This is a genomic window from Saccharopolyspora cebuensis (genome assembly GCF_039542665.1).
Taxonomy (GTDB): Bacteria; Actinomycetota; Actinomycetes; order Mycobacteriales; family Pseudonocardiaceae; genus Saccharopolyspora; species Saccharopolyspora cebuensis.
Map to the genome: position 1 here is coordinate 1 of NZ_BAABII010000011.1, position 25,760 is coordinate 25,760.

At 74.1% G+C, this 25,760-nt stretch carries 22 protein-coding genes; 17 read left to right on the plus strand and 5 right to left on the minus strand.

All coding sequences use genetic code 11. The features are described from left to right. Positions 1-77: 77 nt before the first annotated feature. The gene (locus ABD976_RS17135) at positions 78-1,046 is read right to left on the minus strand and encodes a chitinase (protein WP_345364305.1); all 969 of its coding nucleotides are present in this window, start codon (positions 1,044-1,046) and stop codon (positions 78-80) included. 191 nt (positions 1,047-1,237) lie between these two features. On the opposite strand from ABD976_RS17135, the gene ABD976_RS17140 reads away from it, so the two are divergent. From ABD976_RS17140 to ABD976_RS17150, 3 genes are all read left to right on the plus strand, one after another. Then, complete coding sequence (locus ABD976_RS17140) at positions 1,238-4,408, plus strand: ATP-dependent helicase (protein WP_345364307.1); 3,171 nt, start codon at positions 1,238-1,240, stop codon at positions 4,406-4,408. Next, positions 4,405-7,629, plus strand: coding sequence for an ATP-dependent helicase (locus ABD976_RS17145; protein WP_345364309.1), 3,225 nt, complete (start codon positions 4,405-4,407; stop codon positions 7,627-7,629). Before ABD976_RS17140 ends, ABD976_RS17145 begins: the two co-directional genes overlap by 4 nt. Positions 7,630-7,736: 107 nt before the next feature. Then, positions 7,737-8,342 carry a hypothetical protein gene (locus ABD976_RS17150; RefSeq protein ID WP_345364311.1) on the plus strand — a complete coding sequence of 202 codons (606 nt, stop codon included), beginning with the start codon at positions 7,737-7,739 and terminating at the stop codon, positions 8,340-8,342. 255 nt (positions 8,343-8,597) lie between these two features. On the opposite strand, the gene ABD976_RS17155 is transcribed toward ABD976_RS17150, so the two are convergent. Continuing rightward, positions 8,598-9,131: a hypothetical protein gene (locus tag ABD976_RS17155; RefSeq protein WP_345364313.1), complete on the minus strand. Its 534-nt coding sequence runs from the start codon at positions 9,129-9,131 to the stop codon at positions 8,598-8,600. Between the two features lie 245 nt (positions 9,132-9,376). On the opposite strand from ABD976_RS17155, the gene ABD976_RS17160 reads away from it, so the two are divergent. Together ABD976_RS17160 and ABD976_RS17165 are read left to right on the plus strand one after the other, a co-directional pair. Beyond that, positions 9,377-10,483, plus strand: a complete 1,107-nt coding sequence (locus tag ABD976_RS17160) for a potassium channel family protein (RefSeq protein ID WP_345364316.1) — start codon at positions 9,377-9,379, stop codon at positions 10,481-10,483. 58 nt (positions 10,484-10,541) lie between these two features. Then, positions 10,542-10,970, plus strand: a complete 429-nt coding sequence (locus ABD976_RS17165) for a hypothetical protein (RefSeq protein WP_345364318.1) — start codon at positions 10,542-10,544, stop codon at positions 10,968-10,970. 13 nt (positions 10,971-10,983) lie between these two features. Here the strand turns inward: ABD976_RS17165 and ABD976_RS17170 are convergent, their stop codons facing one another. Beyond that, positions 10,984-12,108: a neutral zinc metallopeptidase gene (locus ABD976_RS17170; protein ID WP_345364320.1), complete on the minus strand. Its 1,125-nt coding sequence runs from the start codon at positions 12,106-12,108 to the stop codon at positions 10,984-10,986. Positions 12,109-12,425: 317 nt separating this feature from the next. Between ABD976_RS17170 and ABD976_RS17175 the strand changes: the two genes are divergently transcribed. From ABD976_RS17175 to ABD976_RS17230, 12 genes are all read left to right on the plus strand, one after another. Then, on the plus strand, positions 12,426-12,848 hold the full coding sequence (locus ABD976_RS17175; protein WP_345364322.1) for a hypothetical protein: 423 nt from the start codon (positions 12,426-12,428) through the stop codon (positions 12,846-12,848). Next, positions 12,841-13,359 (plus strand): DUF3558 family protein, encoded by a 519-nt coding sequence (locus tag ABD976_RS17180; RefSeq protein WP_345364324.1) that lies wholly within the window; start codon positions 12,841-12,843, stop codon positions 13,357-13,359. Before ABD976_RS17175 ends, ABD976_RS17180 begins: the two co-directional genes overlap by 8 nt. 27 nt (positions 13,360-13,386) lie before the next feature. Next, complete coding sequence (locus ABD976_RS17185) at positions 13,387-14,862, plus strand: PPE domain-containing protein (protein WP_345364393.1); 1,476 nt, start codon at positions 13,387-13,389, stop codon at positions 14,860-14,862. 22 nt (positions 14,863-14,884) lie between these two features. Continuing rightward, complete coding sequence (locus tag ABD976_RS17190; RefSeq protein WP_345364326.1) at positions 14,885-15,697, plus strand: ESX secretion-associated protein EspG; 813 nt, start codon at positions 14,885-14,887, stop codon at positions 15,695-15,697. Positions 15,698-15,789: 92 nt separating this feature from the next. After that, positions 15,790-17,097: a M16 family metallopeptidase gene (locus tag ABD976_RS17195; protein WP_345364329.1), complete on the plus strand. Its 1,308-nt coding sequence runs from the start codon at positions 15,790-15,792 to the stop codon at positions 17,095-17,097. Then, complete coding sequence (locus ABD976_RS17200; protein ID WP_345364331.1) at positions 17,094-18,461, plus strand: M16 family metallopeptidase; 1,368 nt, start codon at positions 17,094-17,096, stop codon at positions 18,459-18,461. The genes ABD976_RS17195 and ABD976_RS17200 overlap by 4 nt, the downstream gene beginning before the upstream one ends. Positions 18,462-18,477: 16 nt before the next feature. Then, a complete protein-coding gene (gene nudC, locus ABD976_RS17205; RefSeq protein ID WP_345364333.1) occupies positions 18,478-19,404 on the plus strand; it encodes an NAD(+) diphosphatase in 927 nt (308 codons plus the stop codon). Between the two features lie 159 nt (positions 19,405-19,563). Beyond that, the gene (locus ABD976_RS17210; RefSeq protein WP_345364335.1) at positions 19,564-21,642 is read left to right on the plus strand and encodes an ATP-dependent DNA helicase UvrD2; all 2,079 of its coding nucleotides are present in this window, start codon (positions 19,564-19,566) and stop codon (positions 21,640-21,642) included. Between the two features lie 314 nt (positions 21,643-21,956). Beyond that, positions 21,957-22,145, plus strand: coding sequence for a hypothetical protein (locus tag ABD976_RS17215; protein ID WP_345364338.1), 189 nt, complete (start codon positions 21,957-21,959; stop codon positions 22,143-22,145). 129 nt (positions 22,146-22,274) lie between these two features. Then, a complete protein-coding gene (locus ABD976_RS17220; RefSeq protein WP_345364341.1) occupies positions 22,275-22,652 on the plus strand; it encodes a WhiB family transcriptional regulator in 378 nt (125 codons plus the stop codon). Beyond that, entirely contained in the window at positions 22,649-22,861 is a 213-nt protein-coding gene (locus ABD976_RS17225) for a hypothetical protein (protein ID WP_345364343.1), read from the plus strand. Before ABD976_RS17220 ends, ABD976_RS17225 begins: the two co-directional genes overlap by 4 nt. A 59-nt stretch (positions 22,862-22,920) precedes the next feature. Further along, positions 22,921-23,793, plus strand: a complete 873-nt coding sequence (locus tag ABD976_RS17230) for a class I SAM-dependent methyltransferase (RefSeq protein WP_345364345.1) — start codon at positions 22,921-22,923, stop codon at positions 23,791-23,793. Positions 23,794-23,975: 182 nt separating this feature from the next. Here ABD976_RS17230 and ABD976_RS17235 read toward each other — a convergent pair whose 3' ends face one another. Together ABD976_RS17235 and ABD976_RS17240 are read right to left on the minus strand one after the other, a co-directional pair. Then, a complete protein-coding gene (locus tag ABD976_RS17235) occupies positions 23,976-25,286 on the minus strand; it encodes an ABC1 kinase family protein (protein WP_345364347.1) in 1,311 nt (436 codons plus the stop codon). 159 nt (positions 25,287-25,445) lie between these two features. Beyond that, complete coding sequence (locus tag ABD976_RS17240) at positions 25,446-25,595, minus strand: DUF5679 domain-containing protein (RefSeq protein ID WP_010693945.1); 150 nt, start codon at positions 25,593-25,595, stop codon at positions 25,446-25,448. Positions 25,596-25,760 lie beyond the last annotated feature (165 nt).

Consider the following 25,760-nt stretch of genomic DNA (forward strand, 5'->3'; position numbering starts at 1 on the left):
CCCTGAACCCAAGGGCACCCTTGCCCAAGTAACTTGGACAAGGGTGCCCCTCACTCACGTCACGATAGGGCGGTGGGTCAGCCCGCGAAGGCGGCGACGATGCGGGTGAACTCCCAGGGCTGCTGGTCGATGCCGCTGCACGCGGACGGGTCGCCGGAGCACGGGCGGTCCCGGTTGACCGACCAGAAGGTGAACCGGCCGAGCCCGTTGGCGGTGGCGTAGTCGGCCATCCGCTGGAAGTCGGCGGGGCGGACGATCTCGCCGGTGTCGGTCCGGCCGTTCATCGAGGAGATCCCGGTGCGCGCGTAGGCCTCGGCGTCGCTGTAGCCGAAGGTGCTCTTGAGCAGGTCCTTGAGCGCCTCGGTGGCGGTGATGGTGTCGGCCGCCATGTCGGTGCCGCCGAAGTTGAACGGCATCTGGGTCCACACGTCGACGTCGGTGCCGAGCTCGGCGGCGCGCTGGACCATCCGCACCCCGGCCTGGTTCGGGCCGCTGATCAGCGTCGGGAAGGTGACCACGGTGCGCAGGCCCGGGTTGTTCGCCTCGACGATGCGCAGCGCCTCCAGCACCCGGTCCTGCGCGGCGGGGTCGGTGAACTCGGTGGCCTCGATGTCGATGTCGATGGAGTTGAAGCCGTAGGCGTCGATCACCTCCTGGTACGCCCCGGCGAGCGAGGTCGCGTCCGGGCAGACCTCGCCGAGCTTGGCGCCGTTGTAGCCGCCGATGGACGGGATCACGTCACCGCCCGCGGCGCGGATGGCGTCGATGGTCGCGGCGTCGACGCCGCCCTGGAGCGGTCGGGTGCCGTCCCACGCCGGGTTGCAGGTGCCGTCGGAGAGCACGAAGGCGAGGGTGAAATCCCGGATTCCGGTCGCGTTCATCACCTCGACCGGGTTCGGCGGACTGGCCCAGCCGTTGTAGAGGTAGGGCGAGGCGCCGATCGGGCTCGGCGCCGCGGTCGGGCCGGCCGCGCTGAGCGCGGGTGTCGCGACCAGCGCGCACGCGGCGGTGAGGGTGGCCAGCAAGGTCGTGCGGAGCTTCGTCACCGTGGACCTCCTGCGGGGGCGCGCGGTCGCGCGCCGTGGGGGACCGGGCCGTCGGGGGAGCGACCCGCGGAGCTGAAGAGTCCCAGAGCCCGGGAATTGGTTTAAACCACCAAACGGAGGACGTGAGCCCGATCGCGAACCGCCGCCCTCCCTGCGCCACCGCGTCCGGCGCACGTGGTTCCATCGACGTCGTGCCCGCCCCGACCGCCCCCGTACTGGTCCGCCGCGACCCGACCCCGGCGCGGCTGAGCTGGGACGCCGCCGGGCAGCGCGTGCTGGAGCGCTCCTCGGGATTCCTGCGCGTGCTCGGCGGACCAGGCACCGGCAAGACCACGCTGCTCGCCGAGGCCGTCGCCCGCCGCATCGAGCGCGGTGCCGTCGCGCCGGAGAACGTCCTGGTGCTCACCGCGAGCCGCCGCGCGGCGGCCTGGATGCGCACCGCGATCACCCGGCGGCTCACCGGCGACGACGGGCCGCTGCGCACGGCGGCCGAACCGCTGGTCCGCACCGTCCACTCCTACGCCTTCGCGGTGCTGCGCCTGCAAGCCGTCCGCGACGAGCTGCCGCCGCCGCAACTGCTCAACGGACCCGACCAGGACGTCCTGATCCGCGAACTGCTCGCCGGGGACGTGGCGCTCGGCGCCGCCGACTGGCCCGAAGCGCTGCGCCCGGCGCTGACCGTGCCCGGGTTCGCCGAGGAGCTGCGCGACCTGCTCTCCCGCGCCGCCGAACGCGGCATCGGCCCGGAAGGGCTGATCGAACTCGGGGAGCGCCACGACCGTCCGGAGTGGATCGCCGCCGGGCGCTTCGGGCGGCAGTACGAGGAGGTCACGCTGCTGCGCGGAGCCGGGGGCGCGCAGGCCGCCGCGCTCGACGCCGCCGAGCTCGTCGGCTCCGCGCTGCTCGCCTTCGACGGCGACCCCGAGCTGCTCGCCGCCGAGCGGCAGCGGGTGCGCCACCTGTTCGTCGACGACGCCCAGCACCTCGACCCGCAGCAGTTCTGGCTGGTGCGGCGCCTGGGGGAGACGGCGGCCGAGTGCGTCCTGGCCGGGGACCCGGACCAGGCCGTGTTCGGCTTCCGCGGCGCCGACCCGCGCCAGCTGCTCGACGCCGACCCGGCCGGGACCAGCACCGAGGTCCTCACCGTCGACCACCGGATGTCCGGCGCGGTCCGGGACGCGGTGCGCAGGCTCGCGGAGCGGTTGCCCGCCACCGGACCGCAGCGCCGGTTGCGGGCGACCGAGGACGGCGCCGACGGCTCGGTGCAGGTCCGGTTGCTGGCCACCGAGGCGCAGGAAGCGTCCTGGGTGGCCGATCAGCTCCGCCGCGCCCACCTGATCGACGAGGTGCCGTGGTCCCGGATGGCGGTGGTGGTGCGCTCCACCGGGCTGTCGCTGCCGGTGCTGCGCCGCGCGCTGCTGGCCGCCGGGGTGCCGATCGCGCTGCCGGTGGACGACGTGCCGCTGGCGCAGCGCACCGCGATCCGCCCGCTGCTGGTGCTGCTGCGCTGCGCGGCCCGGCCGGAGGCGCTGGACGCCGAGTCCGCCGCCGAACTGCTGTCCTCCCCGCTGGGCGGCGCCGATCCGCTGGCGCTGCGCAGGCTGCGGCGCGGGCTGCGGCGGCTGGAGGTGGCCGCCGGGGGCGACCGGCCCAGCGGTGAACTCCTCGCCGAGGCGCTGCGCACCGACGAGAAGCTGGCCGCGCTGGAGGACGCCGCCGCGGCCCCGGCCCGGCGGATCGCGAGCCTGCTGCGCACCGCGACCGAATCCGTCCGCGACGGTCGCTCCGTCGAGGAGGTCCTGTGGCAGGTCTGGAAGGCCACCGGGCTGGAACGGCGCTGGGTCGCGGCCAGCGAGCGCGGCGGCGTCGCCGGGGCGCAGGCCGACCGCGACCTCGACGCCGTGGTGTCGCTGTTCGAGGCCGCCGCCCAGCACGTCGACCGGCTGCCCGGGGCCGACGTGGCGGTGTTCGCCGATTACCTGGAAGGCCAGCAGATCGCCGGGGATTCGCTGGCGCCGAAGGCCCCCCGGGACAACGCGGTCGCGGTGCTCACCGCGCACGCCGCCACCGGCCAGGAGTGGGACGTGGTGGCGATCCCCGGGGTGCAGGAGGGCGTCTGGCCGGACCTGCGCTCGCGCGGCTCGCTGCTCGGCGTGGAGCGGCTGGTCGACGTGCTGTCCGGAGTGGACGCCCGGGTCTCGGCGACCGCCCCGCTGCTGGCCGAGGAGCGCCGGTTGCTGCTGGTGGCGGCCAGCCGGGCCCGGCGGTCGCTGCTGGTCAGCGCGGTGCGCGGCGAGGACGAGCAGCCGTCCCGGTTCCTCGACGAGCTCGAAGGCGTGGTCAGCGACCCGGACACCGCCGAACGCCCGGTCGTCGCGCCGGAACGGGGGCTGTCGCTGGCCGACCTGGTCGGCGAGCTGCGGCGGGTGGTGTGCGACGCGGAGTCCGACCCCGGGCGCCGCCGCCGCGCCGCCGCGCAGCTCGCCCGGCTGGCCGAGGCGGGCGTGCCGGGCGCCGACCCCGACACCTGGTACGGGCTGCCGGACAGCTCGACCACCACCCCGCTGTTCGCCGGGGACGAGCCGGTCCGGGTGTCGCCGTCCACGGTGGAGACGCTGAGCAGCTGCCCGCTGCGCTGGATGCTGGAGCGCCACGGCGGGCAGGACACCGCCGAACTCGCCGCCATCACCGGAACCCTGGTGCACGCCCTGGTGCAGCGCGCGGCCGAGGGCGCCGACGCCGAGCAGCTGCGCCGCGAGCTCGACGAGGCGTGGCAGTCGGTGGACGCCGGTGCGCCCTGGTTCTCCCGCCGGGAGCGGGTGCGGGTGCAGGGGATGCTGGAGGCGTTCCTCGGCTGGCTCGGCTCCTCGCGCGGCGAACTGACCCAGGCCGGGGTGGAGCGGGACCTCGACCTCAAGGTGGCGCCCCGCGACGACGGGCCGTGGCTGCGGCTGCGCGGCCGGGTGGACCGGCTGGAGGTCGACGCGCAGGGGCGCCCGGTGGTCGTGGACGTCAAGACCGCCAAGCAGCCGGTGTCCAAGAAGGACGCCGAGGAACACCCGCAGCTGGCCGTCTACCAGCTCGCCGCGGCGCTGGGCGCCTTCGGCGACGCCGAGGGCACCGAGCCCGGCGGTGCCCGGCTGCTCTACGTCGCCAAGGCCGACAAGCACGGCGCCGCGACCGAACGCGGCCAGGCCGCGCTGGACGAGGACCGGATCGAGGTGTGGCTGGACGTGGTGCACTCCGCCGCCGCGGACAGCGTCGGACCGGCCTACCTGGCCACCGAGAACAGCGACTGCGGGCGCTGCCCGGCGCGGACGAGCTGCCCGGTGCACCCGGCGGGCAGGCAGGTGGGCCGGTGATCACCCCGCACCGCATCGCCCAGGCCCTCGGCCTGCACCCGCCGACGCCGGAGCAGGCCGCGGTGATCGCCGCGCCCCCCGAACCGGCGCTGGTGGTCGCCGGGGCCGGGGCGGGCAAGACCGAGACGATGGCCGCCCGGGTGGTCTGGCTGGTCGCCAACCAGGTGGTCACCCCGGAACGCGTCCTCGGCCTGACCTTCACCCGCAAGGCCGCCCGCCAGCTCGCCGACCGGGTCCGCGCCCGGCTGCGCCGGCTCGCCGGATCGGGGCTGCTCGACGAGGTCGACCCGGGCGGGCAACTGCGCGCCGAGGTGGCGGTCGCCGAACCGACCGTGCTGACCTACCACGCCTACGCGGGGCGGCTGGTCGCCGAGCACGGCCTGCGCATCCCGGTGGAACCGGGCGCGCGGCTGCTCAGCGCCACCGCGTCCTGGCAGCTCGCGCACCGCGTGGTGGCGACCTGGACCGAGGACCTGGACACCGACAAGGTCCCGGCCACGGTGACCGGCCACCTGCTCGCGCTGGCCGGGGAGCTGGCCGAGCACCTCGTCGAACCGGCGGCGCTGCGGGAGCACGCCGCGCGGCTGTGCCGGGAGATCGAGGACGCGCCCCCGGCCAAGCGGCAGTCCGCGAAGATCCCGAAGGAGCTCACCGACGTCATCGCCGCGCAGCGGCTCCGGACCGCGCTGCTGCCACTGGTCGAGGAGTACGCCCGCAACAAGCGGCGCGAGGGCGCGATGGACTTCGCCGACCAGATGTCGCTGGCCGCGCTGCTGGCCCGCGAGCACCCGGAGGTCGTGGCCGGGGAGCGGGAGCGCTACGGCGCGGTGCTGCTCGACGAGTACCAGGACACCGGGCACGCCCAGCGGGTGCTGCTGCGCTCGCTGTTCGGCGAGGCCGCGGCGCTGCCGGTGACCTCGGTCGGCGACCCAGCCCAGGCCATCTACGGCTGGCGCGGGGCGAGCGCGGCCAACCTGCCGCGGTTCACCACCGACTTCCCCCGCCAGGACGGCCCGGCCCGGCGCTACGGGCTGCTCACCAGCTTCCGCAACCCGCCCGAGGTGCTGCACCTGGCCAACGCGGTGTCGGCGCCGCTGCGGGATCTGGGACTGGAAGTGGAGGAGCTGCGGGCCCGGGACGGCGCTGCGGCCGGGGACATCCGGCTGGCCCTCACGGAGGACGTCCGGCAGGAGCGGGACTGGGTCGCCGACCAGGTCGCCGCGCAGTGGCACGCCGAGCTCGACGGGACCGGCTCGCCGCCGACCGCCGCCGTGCTGGTCCGCCGCCGCTCCGACATGGCCGACGTGGCCGCCGCGCTGCGCGATCGCGGGCTGCCCGTCGAGGTGGTCGGGATCGGCGGGCTGCTCGACGAGGCCGAGGTCCGCGACCTGGTCAGCGCGCTGCGGGTGCTGGTCGACCCGCTGGCGGGCACCGCGGCGATGCGGCTGCTCACCGGTGCCCGCTGGCGGTTGGGCGCCGCCGACCTCGCCGCGCTGTGGGAGCGGGCGCGCGAACTCGGCGGGCAGGGCGCACCCGCGGGCGGCGACTCCCCGGTGGCCGAGGCGCTGCCCGGGGAGGCCGCCGAGCAGGCCGGGCTGGTCGACGCGCTCGACGACCCGGGCGAGCCGGAGCGGTACTCCGCCGCGGGCGCCCAGCGCATCCGGCGGCTCGGCAAGGAACTCGCCGCGCTGCGCCGCCGCCTCGACCAGCCGCTGCCCGAGCTGGTCGCCGACGTGGAACGCTCGCTGCTGCTGGACATCGAGAGCCTGGCCCGGCCCACCAGCACCGGACGCATCCACCTCGACGCCTTCGCCGACGTGGTCACCGAGTTCGCCACCGCCAGCCCGTCGGCCACGCTGCCCGCGCTGCTGGACTACCTCAAGGCCGCCGAGCAGGCCGAGGACGGCTTGGAGCCGGGCGAGGTGGAGGTCGCCGAGGACCGGGTGCAGGTGCTCACCGCGCACGCCGCCAAGGGGCTGGAGTGGGCCGTGGTCGCGGTGCCGCACCTGGTGCGCGAGGTGTTCCCCGGCAGGAAGAAGAGTTCCAGCTGGCTGCGCTCGGTGACCCAGCTCCCCGCCGGGTTGCGCGGTGACGCGCGCGACCTGCCCGCGCTGGACCTGGACCGGCTCGCCGGGATGGACCGCAAGGAGCTCACCGCCGAACTCGACGCGCACGAGGAGGGGTTCGAGCAGCGCAGGCTCGCCGAGGAGCGCCGGCTGCTCTACGTCGCGGTGACCCGGTCCGAGCGGACCCTGCTGCTGTCCGGGCACTGGTGGTCCGAGAGCGGCACCAAGCCCAAGGGGCCGTCGGAGTTCCTGCTCGAACTCGCCGAAACGCTGCGCGGTTCCGGCGCCGGGGCGATCGACCGCTGGGCCGAGCAACCCGAGGAGGACGCGGCCAACCCGCTCGCCGAAGCGGTGCGCTCGGCGAGCTGGCCCGCCGACCCGCTGGCGGGCAGGCGGCCCGCGGTCACCGAAGGCGCCGAACTGGTGCGCGCGGCGCTGGCCGCGCCCCCGGACGACGCGGCGGAACCCGACGAGGAGTCCGCGGCCTGGGCGCGGGACGTGGACGTGCTGCTCGCCGAGCGGGACGCCGCCGCGCGGCGCCGGGAGCAGGTCCGGCTGCCCGATCACCTGTCGGTCAGCCAGCTCGTCGAACTCGCCGGTGATCCCGACGCGCTGGCCCGCAGGCTGCGCCGCCCGCTGCCCTTCCCGCCGAACCCGATGGCCCGGCGCGGCACCGCGTTCCACGCCTGGCTGGAACACCGGTTCACCTCCCACGCGCTGCTCGACGTCGACGAACTCCCCGGCGCCGCGGACGAATCCGCCCCGCCGCAGGAGGACCTGGACGCGCTGCGCCGGGCGTTCCTGGCCGGGTCCTGGGCGGAGCGCGCGCCGCACCGGGTCGAGGTGCCGTTCGAGACGCAGGTGCGGGGCGTGGTGGTCCGGGGCCGGATGGACGCGGTGTTCGCCGACGCCGACGGCGGCTGGACGGTGGTGGACTGGAAGACCGGCGCGGTGCCGCCCGACGAGCGGTTGCCCGCGCTGTCGGTCCAGCTCGCGGCGTACCGGCTGGCCTGGGCGGAGCTGTCCGGCACGCCGGTGGAGCGGGTCCGCGCCGCCTTCCACTACGTCCGGCACGACCGCACGCTGCGGCCCACCGACCTGCTCGACGCCGACGGGCTGCGGGACCTGATCAGCGCGGTGCCCGAGGCCCGGTAGCCGACCGTCGCCGGGACTCGGCCACGATCACCGGAACCGCTGTCATGAATACACTTTCGAGTTAACTGGCTTGAGTTGCCGGTCCTCGGCGGAAGAACATGCCCGCGATGAACACGGACTGGAAGCTCAAGGCACCGCCGGAAACCGAAGTGAACGTGGACGAGGACGTGCTGGCGATGCGCGCCCCGCTGGTCCGCGTGCACCGCGACGACACCGGTGGTTGGTCGTTCGACGGGCCCGGCGCGGCCACGGCGTCGAAGAGGACGGTGCTGGGCGCCGTGGTCGGCGCGTGGCCGCACGTCGCCGCGCTCTCCGAGCTCGACAGCGGCGGGACCGTGATCTGGTCCTGGCGGCAGCACGGCTGGGCCTCGGAGTTCGAGTGCAAGTGCGGTGGCTGCGAGCAGCCGGTCGCCAGCGACATCGACCGGCGCGCCTGGCCCGCGGACCTGGAGCCGCAGAGCATCGTGAGCGTGGAGCAGGCCGCCCTGTCCGGGCAGGTGACGCTCAGCGACATCCTGCACACCCCGGGCGGGATCGCGCTGCTGGGCCCCGGTGAGCACCACCGGACCGCCGACATGATGACCCCGGTCGCCGTGGCCAACGTGATCCGCCGCTGGCCGCACTGCATGCAGGCGCTGCGCTCGCTCAAGGACGGCCGGGGGATGAGGTGGAATCCAGAAGCCCTCAACTGGCACGAATACGTGGTGGCTTGAGTTCTTCTGGTGCCGTGGTCATGTTGCGTAGGGGTGCCGGTGGCGGAACCTCAGCGGCCTTCTCGCTCCGGGCGCCCTTCCTGATGTACAACCACGTACACGGCGTCAGGGCGTCCTCGCGAGAAGGCCGCTGAGAACCCCGCGGCGGTGCAAGTTGCTTAGGTGGGGCAAAGCGGAAGCGGCTTTCGCCGCTTGCCTGACGGGGGCTGGGTGAGCTGGCGGGTTCGGCTGGCGCCGCTTGCTTGATGGCGCTGGTCAGGTGGGGTTTTCGGTGCGTTCCCGGTCGTGTTCGAGTAGTCGGGAGTAGAGGACTTCCAGCAGCCAGCGCCCGAAGGTGGAGGAGCCGAACTCGGCGGACCGGTCCTCCGGGCGGACCACCAGCTCGGCGGGGTCGTCCTGGCCGCCGCTGACCACCCCGATGCCGTAGTAGTCGAGCTCCAGCATCGACCACGCCCGGTACGGGTAGTTCGGCGGCAGGACCACCGTGCAGGGCGCCAGGGTCATCAGGGTGCCGCACGCCCGCAACGCGTGCCGCGCGCGGGAGACCGGGACCAGGATGCCGACCAGGTCCACGGCCGCGACCGGCACCTGGTCGTGCGGGTGCGCGTCGGCGGAAGGGCGGAAGCGGTGCGGGTCGAGCTCGGGTACCCAGCCGTGGTCGGTGCGCCACCGGTGGACCTCCGGGCGCAACCGCGCCACGGCGGTGAAGCGGGCGCCGAGCACGTCGACGTCCGGGACGAGGTCGCCGTCCCAGCCGACGGCGCGGGCCGCGTGCTCGAATCGCTGCACCGGAGCATGGTAAATCGCCGTACGTGGTACTGGACAAGGTCATCTGGACACCGTGTGGCACCTGTTACTGAAACAGCGCAGTGGTGTGCCGCGGCGCGCCGCTCCGCGCGGGTTACCGTCATCGCCGTGAGCGGTCGGTGCCCGTCGACGACACCGCTTCGGCCTCGGGCCCAAGCGGCGACCGCTCGCGTCCCCGAGCCACCACCGCCCGCCGGTCCCGCACCCCTTCACCAGGAGCACGTGCCATGAGCCCCCGTCGCGCCGCCCGGCTGGCGCACCCGTTCGTCGGCCGGAACAAGGAGGAGCTCACCGACGGGCTGACCAACCGGCCGGACCACACCCTCGTCGGCGTGATCCGGATGCCCGGACCCGGGGTCAGCCCGGCGCAGTCCATCGTCCGCCGCGTCATCGGCGCCGGGATCGCGCTGGCGATCGCGGTCGTGCTGGTCTACCTCGGCCGCGACGGGTACAAGGACAGCGCTGGCGGTGAGCTCGGCCTGCTCGACTGCGTCTACTACGCCACGGTGTCGCTGTCGACGACCGGGTACGGCGACATCACCCCGGTGAGCCCGATGGCAAGGCTGGTCAACGTCCTGGTCATCACGCCGCTGCGGGTGCTGTTCCTGATCGTGCTGGTCGGTACCACGCTGGAGGTGCTCACCGAGCGCTCCCGGCAGGCATTGCGCATTCAACGCTGGAGGTCCAAGGTGCGCGACCACGTCGTGGTCATCGGATACGGAACCAAGGGGCGGTCGGCGGTGACGGCGCTGCTCGGCGACGACATCGACGCCGGCCGCATCGTCGTGGTCGACACCAACCAGGCCGCGCTGGAGGCGGCGTCCTCGCTCGGCCTGGTCACGGTGAACGGCTCGGGCACCCGCTCGGACGTGCTGCGGGTCGCCGGCGTGCAGCGCGCCCGCGCCATCGTGGTCGCGCCCGCCCGCGACGACACCGCCGTGCTGGTCACCCTCACCGCGCGGGAGCTCGCCCCGAAGGCGCAGGTCGTCGCCGCGGTGCGGGAAGCCGAGAACGTCCACCTGCTGCGCCAGTCCGGCGCCGATTCGGTGGTGGTCTCCAGCGAGACGGCGGGCCGGCTGCTCGGCATGGCCACCTCGACCCCGTCGGTGGTGGAGATGTTCGAGGACCTGCTCACCCCGGACGTCGGCCTGGCCATCGCCGAGCGCGAGGTGGATCCGAAGGAGGTCGGCGGCTCGCCCCGGCACCTGCCGGACATCGTGCTCGGCGTGGTCCGCGAGGGGCAGCTCTACCGGGTGGACGCGCCGGAGGCCGACGCCGTGGAGGCGGGCGACCGGCTGCTCTACGTCCGCAAGGTGACCCCTGCCGAACCGTGATCCGGCGGTGCCACGAGTGCGCACGACCGGGTGAGTCGTTTCTGGGACGATCCAGGGTGTGCGGAGGCAACGCGGGGCCGTGGCGGTCGGGCCCATCCTTCTGGTGCTGGGGCTGCTCGGGATCGCGGTGCTGGCCGCATCGATGTGGCCGCAGCTCACCGCCGGTCCCCGCGCCGAGCTCCGCCGCGCCACCGCCACCGTCCTGGAACCCGAGCCGTGCGCCCGGAGCACCCGGGGCGACCTGGTCGAGGTCGTCGTGGACGGACGGCCGCACCGGGTGCGCTACGACGGCTGCGGGCACGTCGACGGGCAGCGGCTGGAGGTGCTGGTGCCCGTCGAGGTCTCCGGCGAGTTCACCGCGCTGCCCGCGGGCGGACCGACCTCGGACCGCGGCGCGCTGGCCGACCGGCTGAACTGGGTGCTGCTCACCCTCGCCTCCGTCAGCGGCGGTTGCTACGCCGTCATGCTGCGCATCCGGCGGCCGTGAGCGCGCACCGGCGTCAGTCGACGTCGGAGGCCGCGGCCAGCCAGGTGTTGCACTGGGTGACCTCGTTCTTGTAGAAGCCCTGCTCCACCCACGCCCGGTTGGTCGCCACGCTGCCGTGGTCGGGGTGGACGTTGTACTCGTCGCCCCGGTTCGAGGAGTCCTCCAGCGCCGGGAAGATGTAGTCGTTGCTGAGGCCGCCGTTCTGCAGCGCGGCCAGCGTCATCCCCTCGAAGCAGGTCGCCTGCAGCTCGGAACGCCGGGTGAGCTCCAGCGCGGCGGGGGAGGTGGGTTCGCCCGCGTCCTGCTTCGCCTGCCCGTAGGCGGTCTGGATGCCGACCATGCCCTGCACCGCGTGGCCGAACTCGTGGACGAACTGGCCGAGGTAGGCGCCCGCCTGGGTGATCCCCTCCACCTCGGAGTAGTACCGCGCGGTCATGTAGATGGTGTGGTTGCCCGGGCAGTACATCGCCGTCTCGTCCCACCCGCGCACGCCGCACGGGGTCTCGACGTCGGTCCCGGTGGTGACCACGGTCGGCGTCTCCACCGGCAGGCCCGCCTCCTCCAGCGCGGGCGTCCACGCTTCCACCAGGCACGGCAGCGCGGCCTGGTAGAAGGCGTCCTGCGCGGCGACGTCGGTGCTGAACGCGGGCAGCGAGCACGAGGTGTTGACCGCGCCGTTGCCCGCGACGTTGATCGGGTGGTCGCCGAGCGCGACGACCGCTCGCGGGCCCGGGGCGGTCTCGGCCCCGGGCGCCCTGGTGGTCGGCGGCGCGCTGGTGGTGGCGCTGCTGCTCGTGGTGGTGGTCGTCGAGGTCGGCGGTGGTTCGGTGCTGCTGGTCGCGGTGGCGCCCGCGTTCGACGCGTCGCCGGAGGTGAGCGCGACGCCGACCGCCACCGCGCCGATGGTGACCAGCACCGCGCCGACCAGCAGCAGCGCGAGCAGCGGTCCGCCACCGCGCTTCGGCGGTCGCGGCGGCTCCCCCCAGGGCTGGTGCGGCGGCGGCCCGGGAGGTGGGGGCCCGGGAGGCGGAGGTCCGGGGGGTGGGGGTCCGGGAGGCGGCCCGAACCGCGGATCGGGCCCGCCGTGCGGTCCGCCCCATCCGGGACCGGGCGGCTGCTGCCAGGGCGGCCCGGTCATGCCTCGGCCAGCGCGGGTCGGGTGTGGACGGCGGGCGCCCGGCGGTGGGTCATGTCCGGTGACTTCCTCGGTGCGACGGTGGCGCCTCCGAGCCTAGCGGGGCGACCTTCGGACGCGGGCGGTGTTGACCGAACGGGCGCGCCGCCGCACCGGGCAACCTCCCGCCCCGCTCGCGCGTGGACACCTGCGGCAGGAGCCGTTCGGGTGAATTCCGGGCGCTCCGCCAGCTTTGCCGGGAACCGCCCCGATGACCCCTTCGTCGGGACTACAGTGGTTCCCGGCTGTGCGATGGATCACCGGAGCCCGGAGGGATGGCCATGACCAGCGCGGTGGGCGGTGGAGCGGGATTCGCCGGTGCGGCGATCGGCCTGAAGGCCGTCGCCGCGGAGCGCGATTGGATCAGCAAGGCGGTCGGCGCGGGCAAGCTCGCCCTAGAGCCGGACGCGGCGGAGAACGCCGCAAAGCACTGCGAGGACGAGATCGACGCCCTCGACGATCTGATCAGCCGCGCACGTGCGATCGAGCGCGTTCACGGACTCGGCGATTACCCGGACGGGCAGGATCTCCAGAAGCGGTTCACCGACAAGGCGGTGGATTCTTCCGCTGGCGCGCTCCCGCTGCTGCGAGAGATGCAGGCCGAGTTGCAGAAGCTCGCCGAGTCGTACCGCCAGGCGGGCAAGGACTACCGGACGACTGACGAGCAGATCGCCGAAGATCTACAGCGAGGTACAGGTGAGTAGTTTTTTCCGCTCCGCACGCGCCACGATGGTCGGCATCGCCGTGCTCGGCGCGGCGGCCTGCGCCGGACCGACCGCGGGAGATGACCGGACGCAGCCCGAGGAGGCTCCCGCGCTGGCGGGATTCGACCCGTGCACCTTTTTCGCGCCCGAGGAACTGAGCTCGTTCGGCGTCGGGCCGGAGGCCGAGGAGTTCACCCCGGTCAGCTTCGAGCCCGGGTGCAAGTGGAACGGCGAGGACATGGATCTCACCTTCCAGAAGAACGAGGACGAGAGCGTCCAGTCGTACGCGACGTCGAACTGGGACAGCTACACCGAGGCCCCGCTGGCAGGCCGGACGGCGGCGATCGCCGTGCCTGCGGGCGGCACCGACCAAGGGGTGTGCGAAGCCGTCGTCGACACCGGTGGGGGTGTCGTGCTGTACGGGATCACGGCGGCCTTCGGGTCGTCGGTCGACGCGTGCGGCGAGGTGGAGGCGATCGCCGAGCGGACGGCGTCGAGACTTCCGGAGTGATGGGGGCGGGAGGAACGCGTGGGCTTCATGGAGTGGGCCTCGAACAAGGCCGATCAGGGTTGGCGGGCGGTGCACGACACCGGGGCCGGTCTCTTCGGGTACGACACCTACGTCCAGCAGGAAGCGCAGCAGCAGGCGCAGGAGGCGGCGCGCGCGGGGACGAAGGAACGGGCCCAGATCGCCGAGGAGAACCGGGCGCTGGCCGATGAGGTCACCGGCTTCGACTCGCCGGGGATCTCCTCGTCGGTGAACTGGACGGCCTTCGACCACGAGCAGATCTACAACACCAACCAGGACACGATCGAGGAGGGCAAGGCGGTCGAGACCGCGCGGGCCTGGCAGGACCTGGGGAAGTCGTTGCGCGCGCGGGCCGTTCCGTTCGACTCGAAGCTGCGGGAGATCATCAGCTCCGGCTGGCGGGGTGAGGCCGCCGAGCAGGCGCAGCGGATGGGCGCGCCGGTCCGGAACTGGATGGAGGGCAGCGGCGCGGCCTTCGAGATGACCGGCAACAACCTGGAGACCGCGGCGTCCGGCGCGGGCCAGGTGCGCAGCGCGATCCCGGAGCCCGAGGGCTACCGCTGGGGCCGCACCGCGGTCGCGGCGCTGGCCGGGGGGCCGGGTGTGACGGCGGACGTGGTCTCCCAGATGCGGGAGCAGCGCGAGGCGGAGAAGCAGGCGCAGGAGACGATGGCGCGGGTCTACAGCCCGACGCTCACCGACGTCGACGCGCGGATGCCCGCCTTCCAGAAGCCCGACGGCACCCCGGCCGAACCGCCGAGCCCGCGCCGCCCGCACCAGGACACCGGCTGGGGCACCCCGGTGCGCCCGCCGGGTCCCGGTGGTGGCGGCGGCGAGGTCGGTGGCGGTGGCGGCTCGTACCCCGCCCCGGGCGGCGGCGGCGCCGTGCCCTGGCGCGAGTCGCCGGGCGGTGGCGGCGAGGTGCCGCCGGACCCCCGCCAGGACGGCAGCTCCGAAGGATCCCGCGGTTCCGACGGCGGTCGCGGCGGTGGTCGCGGTTCCGACGGGCCCGACGAGACGGAGAGCTCCTGGAACACCCCCGCGCCCGGCCCCACCCCGGGGCCCGGCGCCGTTGCGCCGCCCTCCGGTGGCGGCGGTGGCGGTGGCGGCGGGGCCGGGATGGTGCCCGGCCTCGGCGGAGGCGGCGCGGGCGGCGCCGGCGGGGTGCGCGGTGCCGGTGGCGTCGGCGCGGGCGGGGTCGGGCGCGCCGGTGGTGGCGCGGGTTCCGGCATGACCGCGGGTGGCCGGGCCGGGGCCGGGCCGGTGGGCGCTGGTGGCGGTCCCGCCGGAGCCGGTGCCGCGGGCGCCGCCGGACGCGGTGGGTCGAGCGCCGGTCGCGGCATGATGGGCGGCGGCATGGGCGCCGGTCAGCGCGGCCAGGGCGGGGAGGACCAGGAGCACGAGCGGCCGTCCTGGCTGGAGGAGCAGGACGACGTGTGGCTCGACGACATGCCCAAGACGGCACCGCCGGTGCTGGGCGAGTGAACGCGGTCGGGGAGGACGAGCGGTGAGCGTGTCGGGTCGGTGGCGGCTGACGCCGGTGCAGCTGGACGTCGTGCTGAAGTACCTGGGGATCGACGGCCTGACGCTGCCGCTGGGCGCGCGGTCCTACGGGCGCACCGGTGAGGAGTTCGCCGCGATCGTGCGTGCCGAGCAGCCCGGGCTGGTCGCCGCCGGGATCGTGGTGGCCGACGAGATCGAGCCGCGGCTCGCGCAGGCGCTGCGGGTGCTGGCCCGCCCGTACCTGTGGGTGGACTCGCTGTGGTTCCCGCAGGTCGGGGAGGACCACTGCTGGCGCGCGCTGGCGGTGCAGACCGAAGGCGACCGGGTGGTCCTCGGCGTGCAGCCGCCCGGCGAGTCCAGCCGGTACGGCGGGATGCTCACCGTCGAGGTGCACGAGGGCGTGCCGCTGCCGCAGGTGCTGCTGCCCACGCTGCCGCCCGCCCCGCCGGGGAACCGGGGTGCGGTCCAGGTGCCGGCGAGCTCGTTCCGCGTCGACCACCCGGACGACGCCGACGAGTGGGACGTGATGGAGCGGCCGAAGCGGACCACCAGCGGGGACCGGGAGTTCGCGCGGTACCAGGAGATCGGCAAGGCGCCGCACGTCCGGCTCGGCCAGATCGCGGCGAACCTGCGCGACCCGAACGGCCGGACCACGCGCTCGGCCGTGCTGCGCTGGTTCGACAACGCCGAACCCGACGGCCGCTACCTCGACTACGCCGAACCCGGTGCCTCCGGCGAGCGGCTGTACCTGATCAGCCCGGCCGACGCCCGGTCGGTCGGGGCGCGGGTGCGGGCCCTGATCGACCAGGTGCGCTGAACCGCCGCCGCGGTCCGGGCCATCGGCGGAAGCGCCCGCGGCGTCCGGAAGGGGGCGGGCGCCGGGGGCCCGGACGCACGTAGGCTGCACGCATGGTCGAACCAGAGCTGCATCGCGTCACCTTGCCCAATGGGCTGCGCGTGGTGCTGGCACCGGACTCGGCGGCGGGCCAACGAGCAGGGCGGGCTCCCGTGGTCGGTGTCAGCGTGCACTACGACGTGGGCTTCCGCTCCGAGCCGGAAGGGCGCACCGGCTTCGCGCACCTCTTCGAACACCTGATGTTCCAGGGCAGCGAAAGCCTGGAGAAGCTCGCGCACTTCCGCCACGTGCAGGGCTCCGGCGGCACGTTCAACGGTTCGACGCACCAGGACTACACCGACTACCACCAGGTGCTGCCGTCGGAGGCGCTGGAGCGCGGGCTGTTCCTCGAGGCGGACCGGATGCGGGCGCCGAAGATCACCGAGGAGAACCTGCGCAACCAGGTCGACGTGGTCAAGGAGGAGATCCGGCTCAACGTCCTGAACCGCCCCTACGGCGGGTTCCCGTGGATCCTGCTGCCGCCGGTGCTGTACTCGACGTTCCCCAACGCGCACAACGGCTACGGCGACTTCACCGACCTGGAGCAGGCGACGGTCGACGACTGCGCCGCGTTCTTCGACACCTTCTACGCGCCGGGCAACGCGGTGCTCACCGTCGCCGGGGACCTCGACGTCGACCGGACCGTCGAGCTGGTGCAGCGCCACTTCGGCGACGTGCCCGCCCGCGAGGTGCCGGTCCGCCCGTCGTTCGCCGAGCCGGCGCCCGCCACCGAGCTGCGCGGCGCGCACTCCGACCCGCACGCCCCGCTGCCCGCGGTGGCCCTCGGCTACCGGCTGCCGGACCCGGTCGGTGAGCTCGACGCCTACCTCGCCAACGTGGTGCTGGCCGCGATCCTCACCGACGGCGACGCCTCCCGGTTGCAGCAGCGGCTCGTCTTCCGCGATCAGCTCGTGGTCGACGTGCACGCCGGCGCCGGGCTGATGGGTGCGCCGCTGGACGCCCGCGACCCGGACACCTTCACCTTCACCGCGATCCACACCCCCGACGTCGGGGTGGAGCGCGTGATCGGGGCCATCGACGAGGTGCTCGACGACCTCGCCGCCCACGGCCCCGCCGCCGAGGAGCTGTCCAGGGTCACCGCCCGCTGGTCGGCCAGCCTGTACCGGGAGCACGACCGGGTGATCTCGCGGACCCTCGACCTGGGCAGCGCCGAGCTGCTGCACGGGCGCGCGGAGCTCATCTCCGAGCTGCCCGCCCGCATCGGTGAGATCAGCGCCGACGACGTGGCCGCCGCGGCGAAGGCGATGCGCGCCGACGCCCGCGCGGTGCTCGAGATCCAACCCACTGGAGGGGCGGCATGACCCGCGCAACGCACCGCAGCGCCGAGGAGATCGGCCGCACCGAGCTCGGCCCGCGCCCGCTGCCGCCGCTGGCCGAACCGCCCCCGGGACGCACCCCGGAGGCCGTGGACACCGTGCTGGACAACGGCCTGCGGGTGATCGCGGCCCGGCACGGCGTGGTCCCGATGGTCGAGCTGCGGATGCGCATCCCGTTCGCCGGACAGGCCCCGGAGCACCCGGCGCGCGCCGAGGTGCTGGCCGAGACGCTGCTCACCGGCACCGAGCGGCGGGACCGGTTCCAGGTGGACACCGACCTGGCCGAGGCGGGCGCCGACCTGCACGCGGTCGTCGACCCGGAGCGGCTGAGCATCGGCGGGGACGCGCTGGCCGACGGCCTGGACACGCTGCTCGACGTGCTCGCCGACGCGCTGACCGGCGCCGTGTACCGCGACGAGGAGGTCGAGGGCGAGCGGACCCGGCTCGTCGAGCGGATCTCGGTGGCCCGCTCGCAGCCCCGCACCATCGCCCGCGAGGAGTTGCAGCGGCACCGCTACGGCGACCACCCGTTCGTCCGCGAGGTGCCCGACGCCGACGACGTCGCCGCGGTCACCGCCGAGGAGGTCCGGCGGCTGCACCGGGAGTCCGTGCTGCCGCGCGGGTCGGTGCTGGTGCTGGTCGGCGACATCGATCCGGAGCGGGCCGTGGCCGACGTGGCGCGCGCGTTCGACTCCTGGGACTCCCCGGGCGCCGCCTTCGAGCTGCCCGCGCTGCCGGTGGTCACCGGCGGTCCGGTGCGGCTGGTGCACCGGCCGGGCGCCGTGCAGTCGCAGCTCCGGTTCTCCGCGCAGGCCCTGCCGCGCACCGACGAGCGCTACCCGGCGCTGCAGGTCGCGAACCTGGTCTTCGGCGGCTACTTCTCGTCCCGGCTGGTCGAGAACATCCGCGAGGACAAGGGCTACACCTACGGCGCGCACTCGTCGTTCGAGTTCACCCCCGGCAACGGCACGCTGCTGGTGGACGCCGACACGGCCAGCGAGGTCACCGCGGCGGCGCTGCTGGAGATCCGCTACGAGTTCGCCCGGATGGCGCTGACCCCGCCGACCCCGGAGGAGGTCGAATCGGCCCGGCAGTACGCCATCGGCGGGCTGCTCACCTCGACGTCCTCGCAGTCCGGCATGGCGTCGATGCTGATGGCGCTGGCCGCCTCCGGCCTCGGCGCCGACTGGCTCGGCGCGCACCCGGACCGGCTGCGCGCGGTCACCGTGGAGCAGATCGCCGAGGCCGCCGCGCTGTTCGCGCCGACCGCGTTCACCGGGATCGTGGTCGGTGACGCCGACGTGCTGGCCGACCAGCTCCGGATGCTGGGCGGGGTGGAGCTGCCGTGAGCGCGCGAGGTGACCGATGAGCCGTGACGCGACCGCCGGGCCGGGGAGCTTCCCGCTCGACGCCGCACCGCTGCTGTCCCGGTCCACGGTGGACCGCCGGGAGGGCCTGCGGGACACGCCGGACGGCGGGGCCGAGATGTGGACGTCCGGGCGGATGCTGCTGGTCGACGCCCGCGGCCGCACCCCGATCGACGCGGAATCCCGGCTCGACCTGCAACCGGCGGTCGACTTCGGCGACGGCCCGGCGCCGCACTCGGTGCTGCTCGGCGTCCAGGACGGCACCAGCTACTGGGCGATGCGCACCGAGCACGACGGCGCCCAGGACGGCTGGATCAACCTGCGCAGCGGCGGCGCGCTGCTGTCCGACACCGACGCGGGGCTGCTCACCACCGCCGTCGGGCTGCTCGGCTGGCACGACAACGCCCGCTACTGCGCGATCTGCGGCGCGGCCACCGTCCCGGTGCGCACCGGGTGGGCCCGCACCTGCACCGGCTGCGACCGCGAGGAGTACCCGCGCACCGATCCGGCCGTGATCTGCCTGATCCACGACGGCGCGGACCACGTGCTGCTGGCCCGGCAACCGGTGTGGCCGCCGGACCGGTACTCGGTCATCGCCGGGTTCGTCGAGGTCGGCGAGTCGCTGGAGGCCTGCGTCGAGCGGGAGGCCCTGGAGGAGGTCGGGGTCCCGGTCACCGACGTGCGCTACCTGGGCAGCCAGCCCTGGCCGTTCCCGCGTTCGCTCATGCTCGGCTTCGCCGCCACCGCCGACCGGGACGCCGCCATCACCCCCGCCGACGGGGAGATCGAGGACGCCCGCTGGGTGCACCGGGACGTCGTGCTCGCGGCGCTGGACTCGGAGGGCGACGCCGTGGACGGGCTGCGGCTGCCGCCGAGCGTGTCGATCGCGCACCGCATGATCCGCGGCTGGGCCATCTGGAAGTGACCCCGACCAAGTGATCTTTCCCAGGTGAGGGGCACCCTTGTCCCAGTAACTTGGGCAAGGGTGCCCCTCACTCATGACCCTTCCGGGTGAAGTGCGGGGGAGGGCCGTCGGCGGGGTGTGCGGTCGGCCGGGCGGTGCGGATCTGCGAGGATGCCGGGCATGGCCGAGCAACCGCGACTCCTGGAAGGACTGGATCCGGAGCAGCGGCAGGCGGTCGCCGCACCGCGCGGACCGGTGTGCGTGCTGGCCGGGGCGGGCACCGGCAAGACCCGGACGATCACCCACCGCATCGCCTACCTCGTGCAGCGCGGACTGGTCGTCCCCCGGCAGGTGCTGGCCGTGACGTTCACCGCCCGGGCCGCCGGTGAGATGCGCACCCGCCTGCGCGCGCTCGGCGCGGGCGGGGTGCAGGCGCAGACGTTCCACGCCGCGGCCTTCCGGCAGTTGCGCTACTTCTGGCCGCGGGTGCACGACACCGGCATGTGGCAGCTCATGGACAACAAGTTCCGGCTGGTCGCCAACGCCGCGAACAAGCTCGGGCTGTCCACCGAGCGCGAGGACGTGCGCGACCTCGCCGGTGAGATCGAGTGGGCCAAGTCGTCGTTGATCGGCCCCGAGCAGTACCCGGAGGCCGCCGCCCGGGCCGGCCGGGAGCCGCCGGTGGTGCCCGCCCAGTTCACCCGGGTCTTCGCCGGGTACGAGGCGCTGAAGAACCGCGCCCAGTCGCTCGACTTCGACGACCTGCTGCTGCACATCGCGGCGATCCTGGAGGACCAGCCCGAGGTCGCCGAGGAGTTCCGCGCCCAGTACCGCTCGTTCGTCGTCGACGAGTACCAGGACGTCAACCCGCTCCAGCAGCGGGTGCTGGACGCCTGGCTCGGACCCCGCGACGACCTCACCGTCGTCGGCGACGCCAACCAGACCATCTACTCCTTCGCCGGTGCCTCGCCGCGCTGGCTGATAGGTTTCGCGCGCCGGTTCCCGGAGGCGGCCGTGGTCCGCCTGGAACGCGACTACCGCTCCACGCCGCAGGTGGTGGAGCTGGCCAACCGGGTCATCGGCGCCGCCCGGGAACGCCCGGCGGGCACCCGGCTGAAGCTGGTCGGTCAGCGCCCCGACGGCCCGCGCCCGGACTTCGCCGAGTACGACGACGAGGCCGAGGAGGCGGAGGCGATCACCCGCAAGATCGCCGCGCTGGCCGGGCGCGGGGTGCCGCTGTCCGAGATCGCGGTGCTGTTCCGGGTCAACGCCCAGTCCGAGGTCTACGAGCAGGCGCTGTCGGACGCGGAGATCCCGTACCAGGTGCGCGGCGGGGAGCGGTTCTTCGCCCGCCCCGAGGTCCGGCAGGCGATGGTGGTGCTGCGCGGTGCGGCGGCGGCCGACGACGAGGTCGACGACCTGCCCGGCGCGGTGCGCGACGCGCTGCGCGAGGTGGGCCTGACCGACGAGCCGCCCGCGGGCGGGGCGGCGCGGGAGCGCTGGGAGTCGCTGATCGCGCTGGTGGAGCTGGCCGAGGAGCTGGTGGCCGCGGTACCCGAGGCGGGGCTGCGGCGCTACGCCGCCGAGCTGGCGGGCCGGGCCGAGTCGCAGCACCCGCCGACGGTGGAGGGCGTCACGCTGGCGTCGCTGCACGCGGCCAAGGGCCTGGAGTGGGACGCGGTGTTCCTGGTCGGCCTGGTCGAGGGCACGCTGCCGATCCAGCACGCCGACACCGACGCCGCCGTCGAGGAGGAGCGCCGGCTGCTCTACGTCGGGGCCACCCGCGCCCGCGAGCACCTGCACCTGTCGTGGGCGCTGGCCCGCGCGGGCGGGCGCCGGTTCCGCAGGCGCAGCCGGTTCCTGCACGGGCTCGTGCCGGACGACCACCCGGCGGCGCTGCCGGTGCGCGGTCGCCAGCAGCAGGAGGCGCAGCCGCGCGCCAAGGCGACCACCCCGCGGTGCCGGATCTGCGAGTCCGCGCTGTCCGGCACGCTGGAGATCAAGCTCGGCCGCTGCTCGACCTGCCCGTCCGATGTGGACGAAGACCTGCTGGTGCGGCTCAAGGCGTGGCGCGGCGAGCGGGCCCGGCAGCTCAAGGTGCCCGCCTACGTGGTGTTCACCGACGCCACCCTGACCGCGATCGCCGAGCAGCGGCCGGCGGACGTGGGATCGCTGGTCGGGATCTCCGGGATCGGGGCCTCGAAGCTGGAGAAGTTCGGCGCCGACGTGCTCGCGCTGGTGCAGGGCGAGCGGCCCTGAGAGTCCGCGCGGAGAGGGCGGAGCCTGCTGCGCGGTTTCCACGCGGCGATCCGCTGCGTTGTCGTCAGTCGCCGCAGCTCCGCTGCGACTCCTTCCTCCGCCTTGCGGCTCATCCACGTGGACACCGCTCGCAACGGCAGCCCCTCTCCACGCGAACTCTGAGCCGCGTTGTCGCAGCTCACACCCGTCTTTCGGGTGACTACCGGAAATCTTCGAAAAATGCGTTGCGGCCGGTGCGCCGGGCCGAATAACCTGCATGAGCGTGGGGCCGCGGAGTGACTGCGGCCCGAATCCCCAGGAAGGAGGTGGCTCCGGTGAAGAAGATCGTCGACTTCGGGTACCCGGGCCACCTCGTGGTTCGGGGCATCGGAATGTCTCCGGCAACTGATGCGTTCTCGATCCGCTTCCGCGCGGCCAAGCCGCGCTCCTTCTACGCGCTCTGGCAGACCGTTCCGGGTCTGCGCTGGTCCGCGCGCCGGCGTGTCCTCGATCCACTGATCTAGGCAACGCCTCCAGGCTCACCAAGGCCGCGGACCCAGCCATCGGGTTCGCGGCCTTTTCGTCGTCGTTCGAACCCTCCTCATCGCGACAGCACAACAACAGGCCCCAGCACGATCACAGGAGGAAGTCGTATGTTGACCGCGAGTGTTCCGACAGCCGGGTCGGGTTCCTCGCACGACGACGCGGAGCAGGAAACCGAGTCGGTCGCGTCCTTGTTGACGGCGCCGATCGGAGCGGGGGAGGAGCTGCCGTGCAGCGCCGACCCCGACCTGTGGTTCGCGGAGAACCCCCAGGAGCTGGAGCTGGCCAAGGCCCGCTGCGCCGACTGCCCGATCCGCTCGGCCTGCCTGGCCGGCGCCCTGTCCCGAGGCGAGCCGTGGGGCGTCTGGGGCGGCGAAATCCTGGAACGCGGTGCGGTGATCGCCCGCAAGCGGCCGCGCGGCCGTCCCCGCAAGAACGCGGCACCGGTGGAGCCGGCCGCCGCACGACGTCAGGAGCGAGCGGCATGACCGACATCCGGCACACCACCACCGGCACCACCGGAACGCACGGGAGCGAGATCCAGATGTACCTGCCCGAACACCTGCACGAGATCCGAAGTCGCGAGTTGATGGCCGAGGCGCACCGACATCGGATAGCCCGCGACCTCACCGCCGGGAGGTGGTGGCGCCGGATCGCCGACTACGCCGCGGCGCGCGCCGAGCGGGCCGCGCGCTGACCGGTGCGCGGCCTCGGACGGCGGGTCGTCCGGGGCCGCGCGCCGTACAGTGTTCCGTTGTGGCACATCATCATTCGCACGACAACATCGACTGGGACACGCGGTTGCAGCAGCTCCGCGCGGCCGACGACCTGACCGCCCCCGAGACGGCGCAGCTCGTCGGTGCCGTGCTGGGCGCCGAGGACCGCGCGGTGATCGAGATCGGCTCCGGTGCGGGCGGTGGTTCGGCGGCGCTGGCCGCCGCCCTGTCCCGCTCCGGCGGGCAGCTCACCCTCGTCGACGGCGCCCCGCAGTTGCTGGCGGAGGCGGGTGCCCGTGCCACCGAGGCCGGTCTCGGGCAGGTGGAGGTCCAGACGGTGCTCGCCGACGCGGCCGACGACGGGCTCGCGGCGGCGGTCGGCACGACGGCGGACCTGGTCTTCGCGGCTTTCGTCGTGCACCACCTGCCCGACCAGCTCGCGGGGCTGCGCAGGCTCGCCGAGCTGGTCCGGCCGGGCGGGCGGCTGGTGCTCGTGGAGTTCGGCCTCGAACCGCGGGTGCTGCCCTGGGACCTCGGCCTCGGCGAGCCCGGTCTCGAAGCGCGGTTGACCGCCGCCCGCGACGCGTGGTTCCGGGAGATGCGCGCCGAGATGGCGGGCTCGGTGCGGCTGGGCACCGGCTGGCCGCGGGCGCTGCGCGACGCCGGGCTGACCGACGTCCGCACCTGGAGCTACCTGATCGACCGGCCCGCGCCGATCGACGACGTGGTGCTCGACGCGGTGCTGCGCCGGCTCGACTGGCTGCACGCCGACGGCGAGGACCGCGCCGACCCGGCGGACCTGGACACCCTGGCGCAGCTCCTCGACCCCGCCGGACCGCACTACGTCGGCAAGCGCGACGACGTGTACTACCTCAACGCCAACACGGTGCACCTCGCCACCCGCCCGGCCTGAACGCACCGCAGCCGCTCGGGCCCGCAACGCCGGACCACCCGGAAGGGTGGTGAGTGAGGGGCACCTGCATCCGACCATGCCGGATGAAGGTGCCCCTCACCTGCGAGCGGATCACCTGGTCGGGGTGGACGGCCTGGGCGCCTCGCGGGCGTGTTCCCGCTCGGGTGCGCCGGTGGGCGGGATCAGTCGCCGAAGCCCGGTTGCCACCGGGTGATGATCTCGCGGGCGGGCAGCTCGGCGTCGAGCTGGCAGAGGATGCCGGTGGCGCCGGAGGTCACCCGGTGGATCATCAGGTACTCCGGCGGCAGGTTCAGCGACCGGCCGGTGCGGAAGTCCGGCCCGCTCAGATCGCCGACCCGTTCGGCCTGCCGCTGGAGCCAGGACCGGGTGAAGTGGAACACCGGGGTGCGCGCCGGTTCGACGAACGGCCCCAGGTAGGCCCGCACCTCGTCGGCGGTCACCTCCTGGTCGGCCCGCACGAACCGCTCGGTCCGCAGCAGGTCGAGCAGCTCGTCGGGGCGGTCCTCCGCGGCCAGCCGCAGCATCCGGCCCATCGGCGCGGGCAGGCCGTCGGGCAGCCGGGCCACCGCGCCGAAGTCGATCACCGTCAGCCGCCCGTCGGGCAGCAGCATGAAGTTGCCCGGGTGCGGGTCGCCGTGCAGCATGCCGGACCGCGCGGGGGAGGAGAAGTGGAACTCGGCGAGCAGCGCACCGGCGGCGTCGCGCTGCTCGCGGGTGCCGTCGACGATGAGCCGGGAGAACGGGGTGCCGGTGACCCACTCGGTGACCAGGACCTTCGGGGCGCTGGCCACCACCTTCGGCACCAGCACCCGCGGATCGCCGTCGAACGCGGCGGCGAAGGCCCGCTGGTTGTCGGCCTCCGCGCGGTAGTCGAGTTCCTCGACCATCCGGTCCTGGAGCTCGGTGAGCAGCGGCTTGATCTCGGTGCCGGGCGCCAGCGACTGGAACAGCCGGGTGAACCGCAGGAGCTGGCGCAGGTCGGCGCGCAGCGCCTCGTCGGCACCCGGGTACTGCACCTTGACCGCGACCTCGCGGCCGTCGTGCCAGCGCGCTCGGTGCACCTGGCCGATGCTGGCCGCGGCGGCCGGGGTCTCGTCGAACTCGGCGAACCGGGTCCGCCAGGTGGTGCCGAGCTGTTCGTCGAGCACCCGGCGCACGTCGGCCGCGGGCATCGGCGGTGCCGCCGACTGGAGCTTGGTGAGCGCTTCCCGGTACGGCTCGGCCATCTCCTCCGGCACGGCCGCCTCGAACACGCTCAGCGCCTGGCCGAACTTCATCGCGCCGCCCTTGAGCTGGCCCAGCACGCCGAAGAGCTGTTCGGCGGTGCGGGCGGAGAAGTCGGCGCTGATCTGCTCGGCGTCCTGACCGGTGAGGCGCTTGCCCCAGCCCGCGGCCACGCGCCCGGCGACGCCGAGGGGCAGGCTGGCGAGCTTGGCGGTGCGGCGCGCCGCCCGGCGGGGGATCTCGGCCACCAGTCCTCCTTGATGCGCGCGGGGCTCTCGACGTCCGAAGAGGTATTCGAACCGAACCACCCGGTCACATGCTAGAGGTTCGCGGCGACGTCGTGGGTGCTGATCGCCGCCTCGGCCGAGGCGGGTGGGCGGCCCGACGCCTGCCCACCCGCGGGCCGGTCACGCCTTGCCGAGGATGCGGGTCATCTTGGTACCGCAGACCGGGCAGGTCCCCTTGGCCATCCGGCGACCGTTGGTCTCCGAGACCTCGCCGGAGAAGTCGCGCTTCTCACGGCACTTGACGCAGTAGCCGTTGTACGTCTCGGCCACGGCTCCCCTCCTTCGTGTCGCGCCTCCGGACCTACTCCGGGTGGGCGTGGGGAACGGTACCTGTGGCCTACGGCATATGCAGGCATTGAGATCACCGCGAGTTGGGCCGAATGGAGTCATCGGGGTCCCGCGCGAGTTGAGGCGGGGATCACAGGGGGCTCCCAA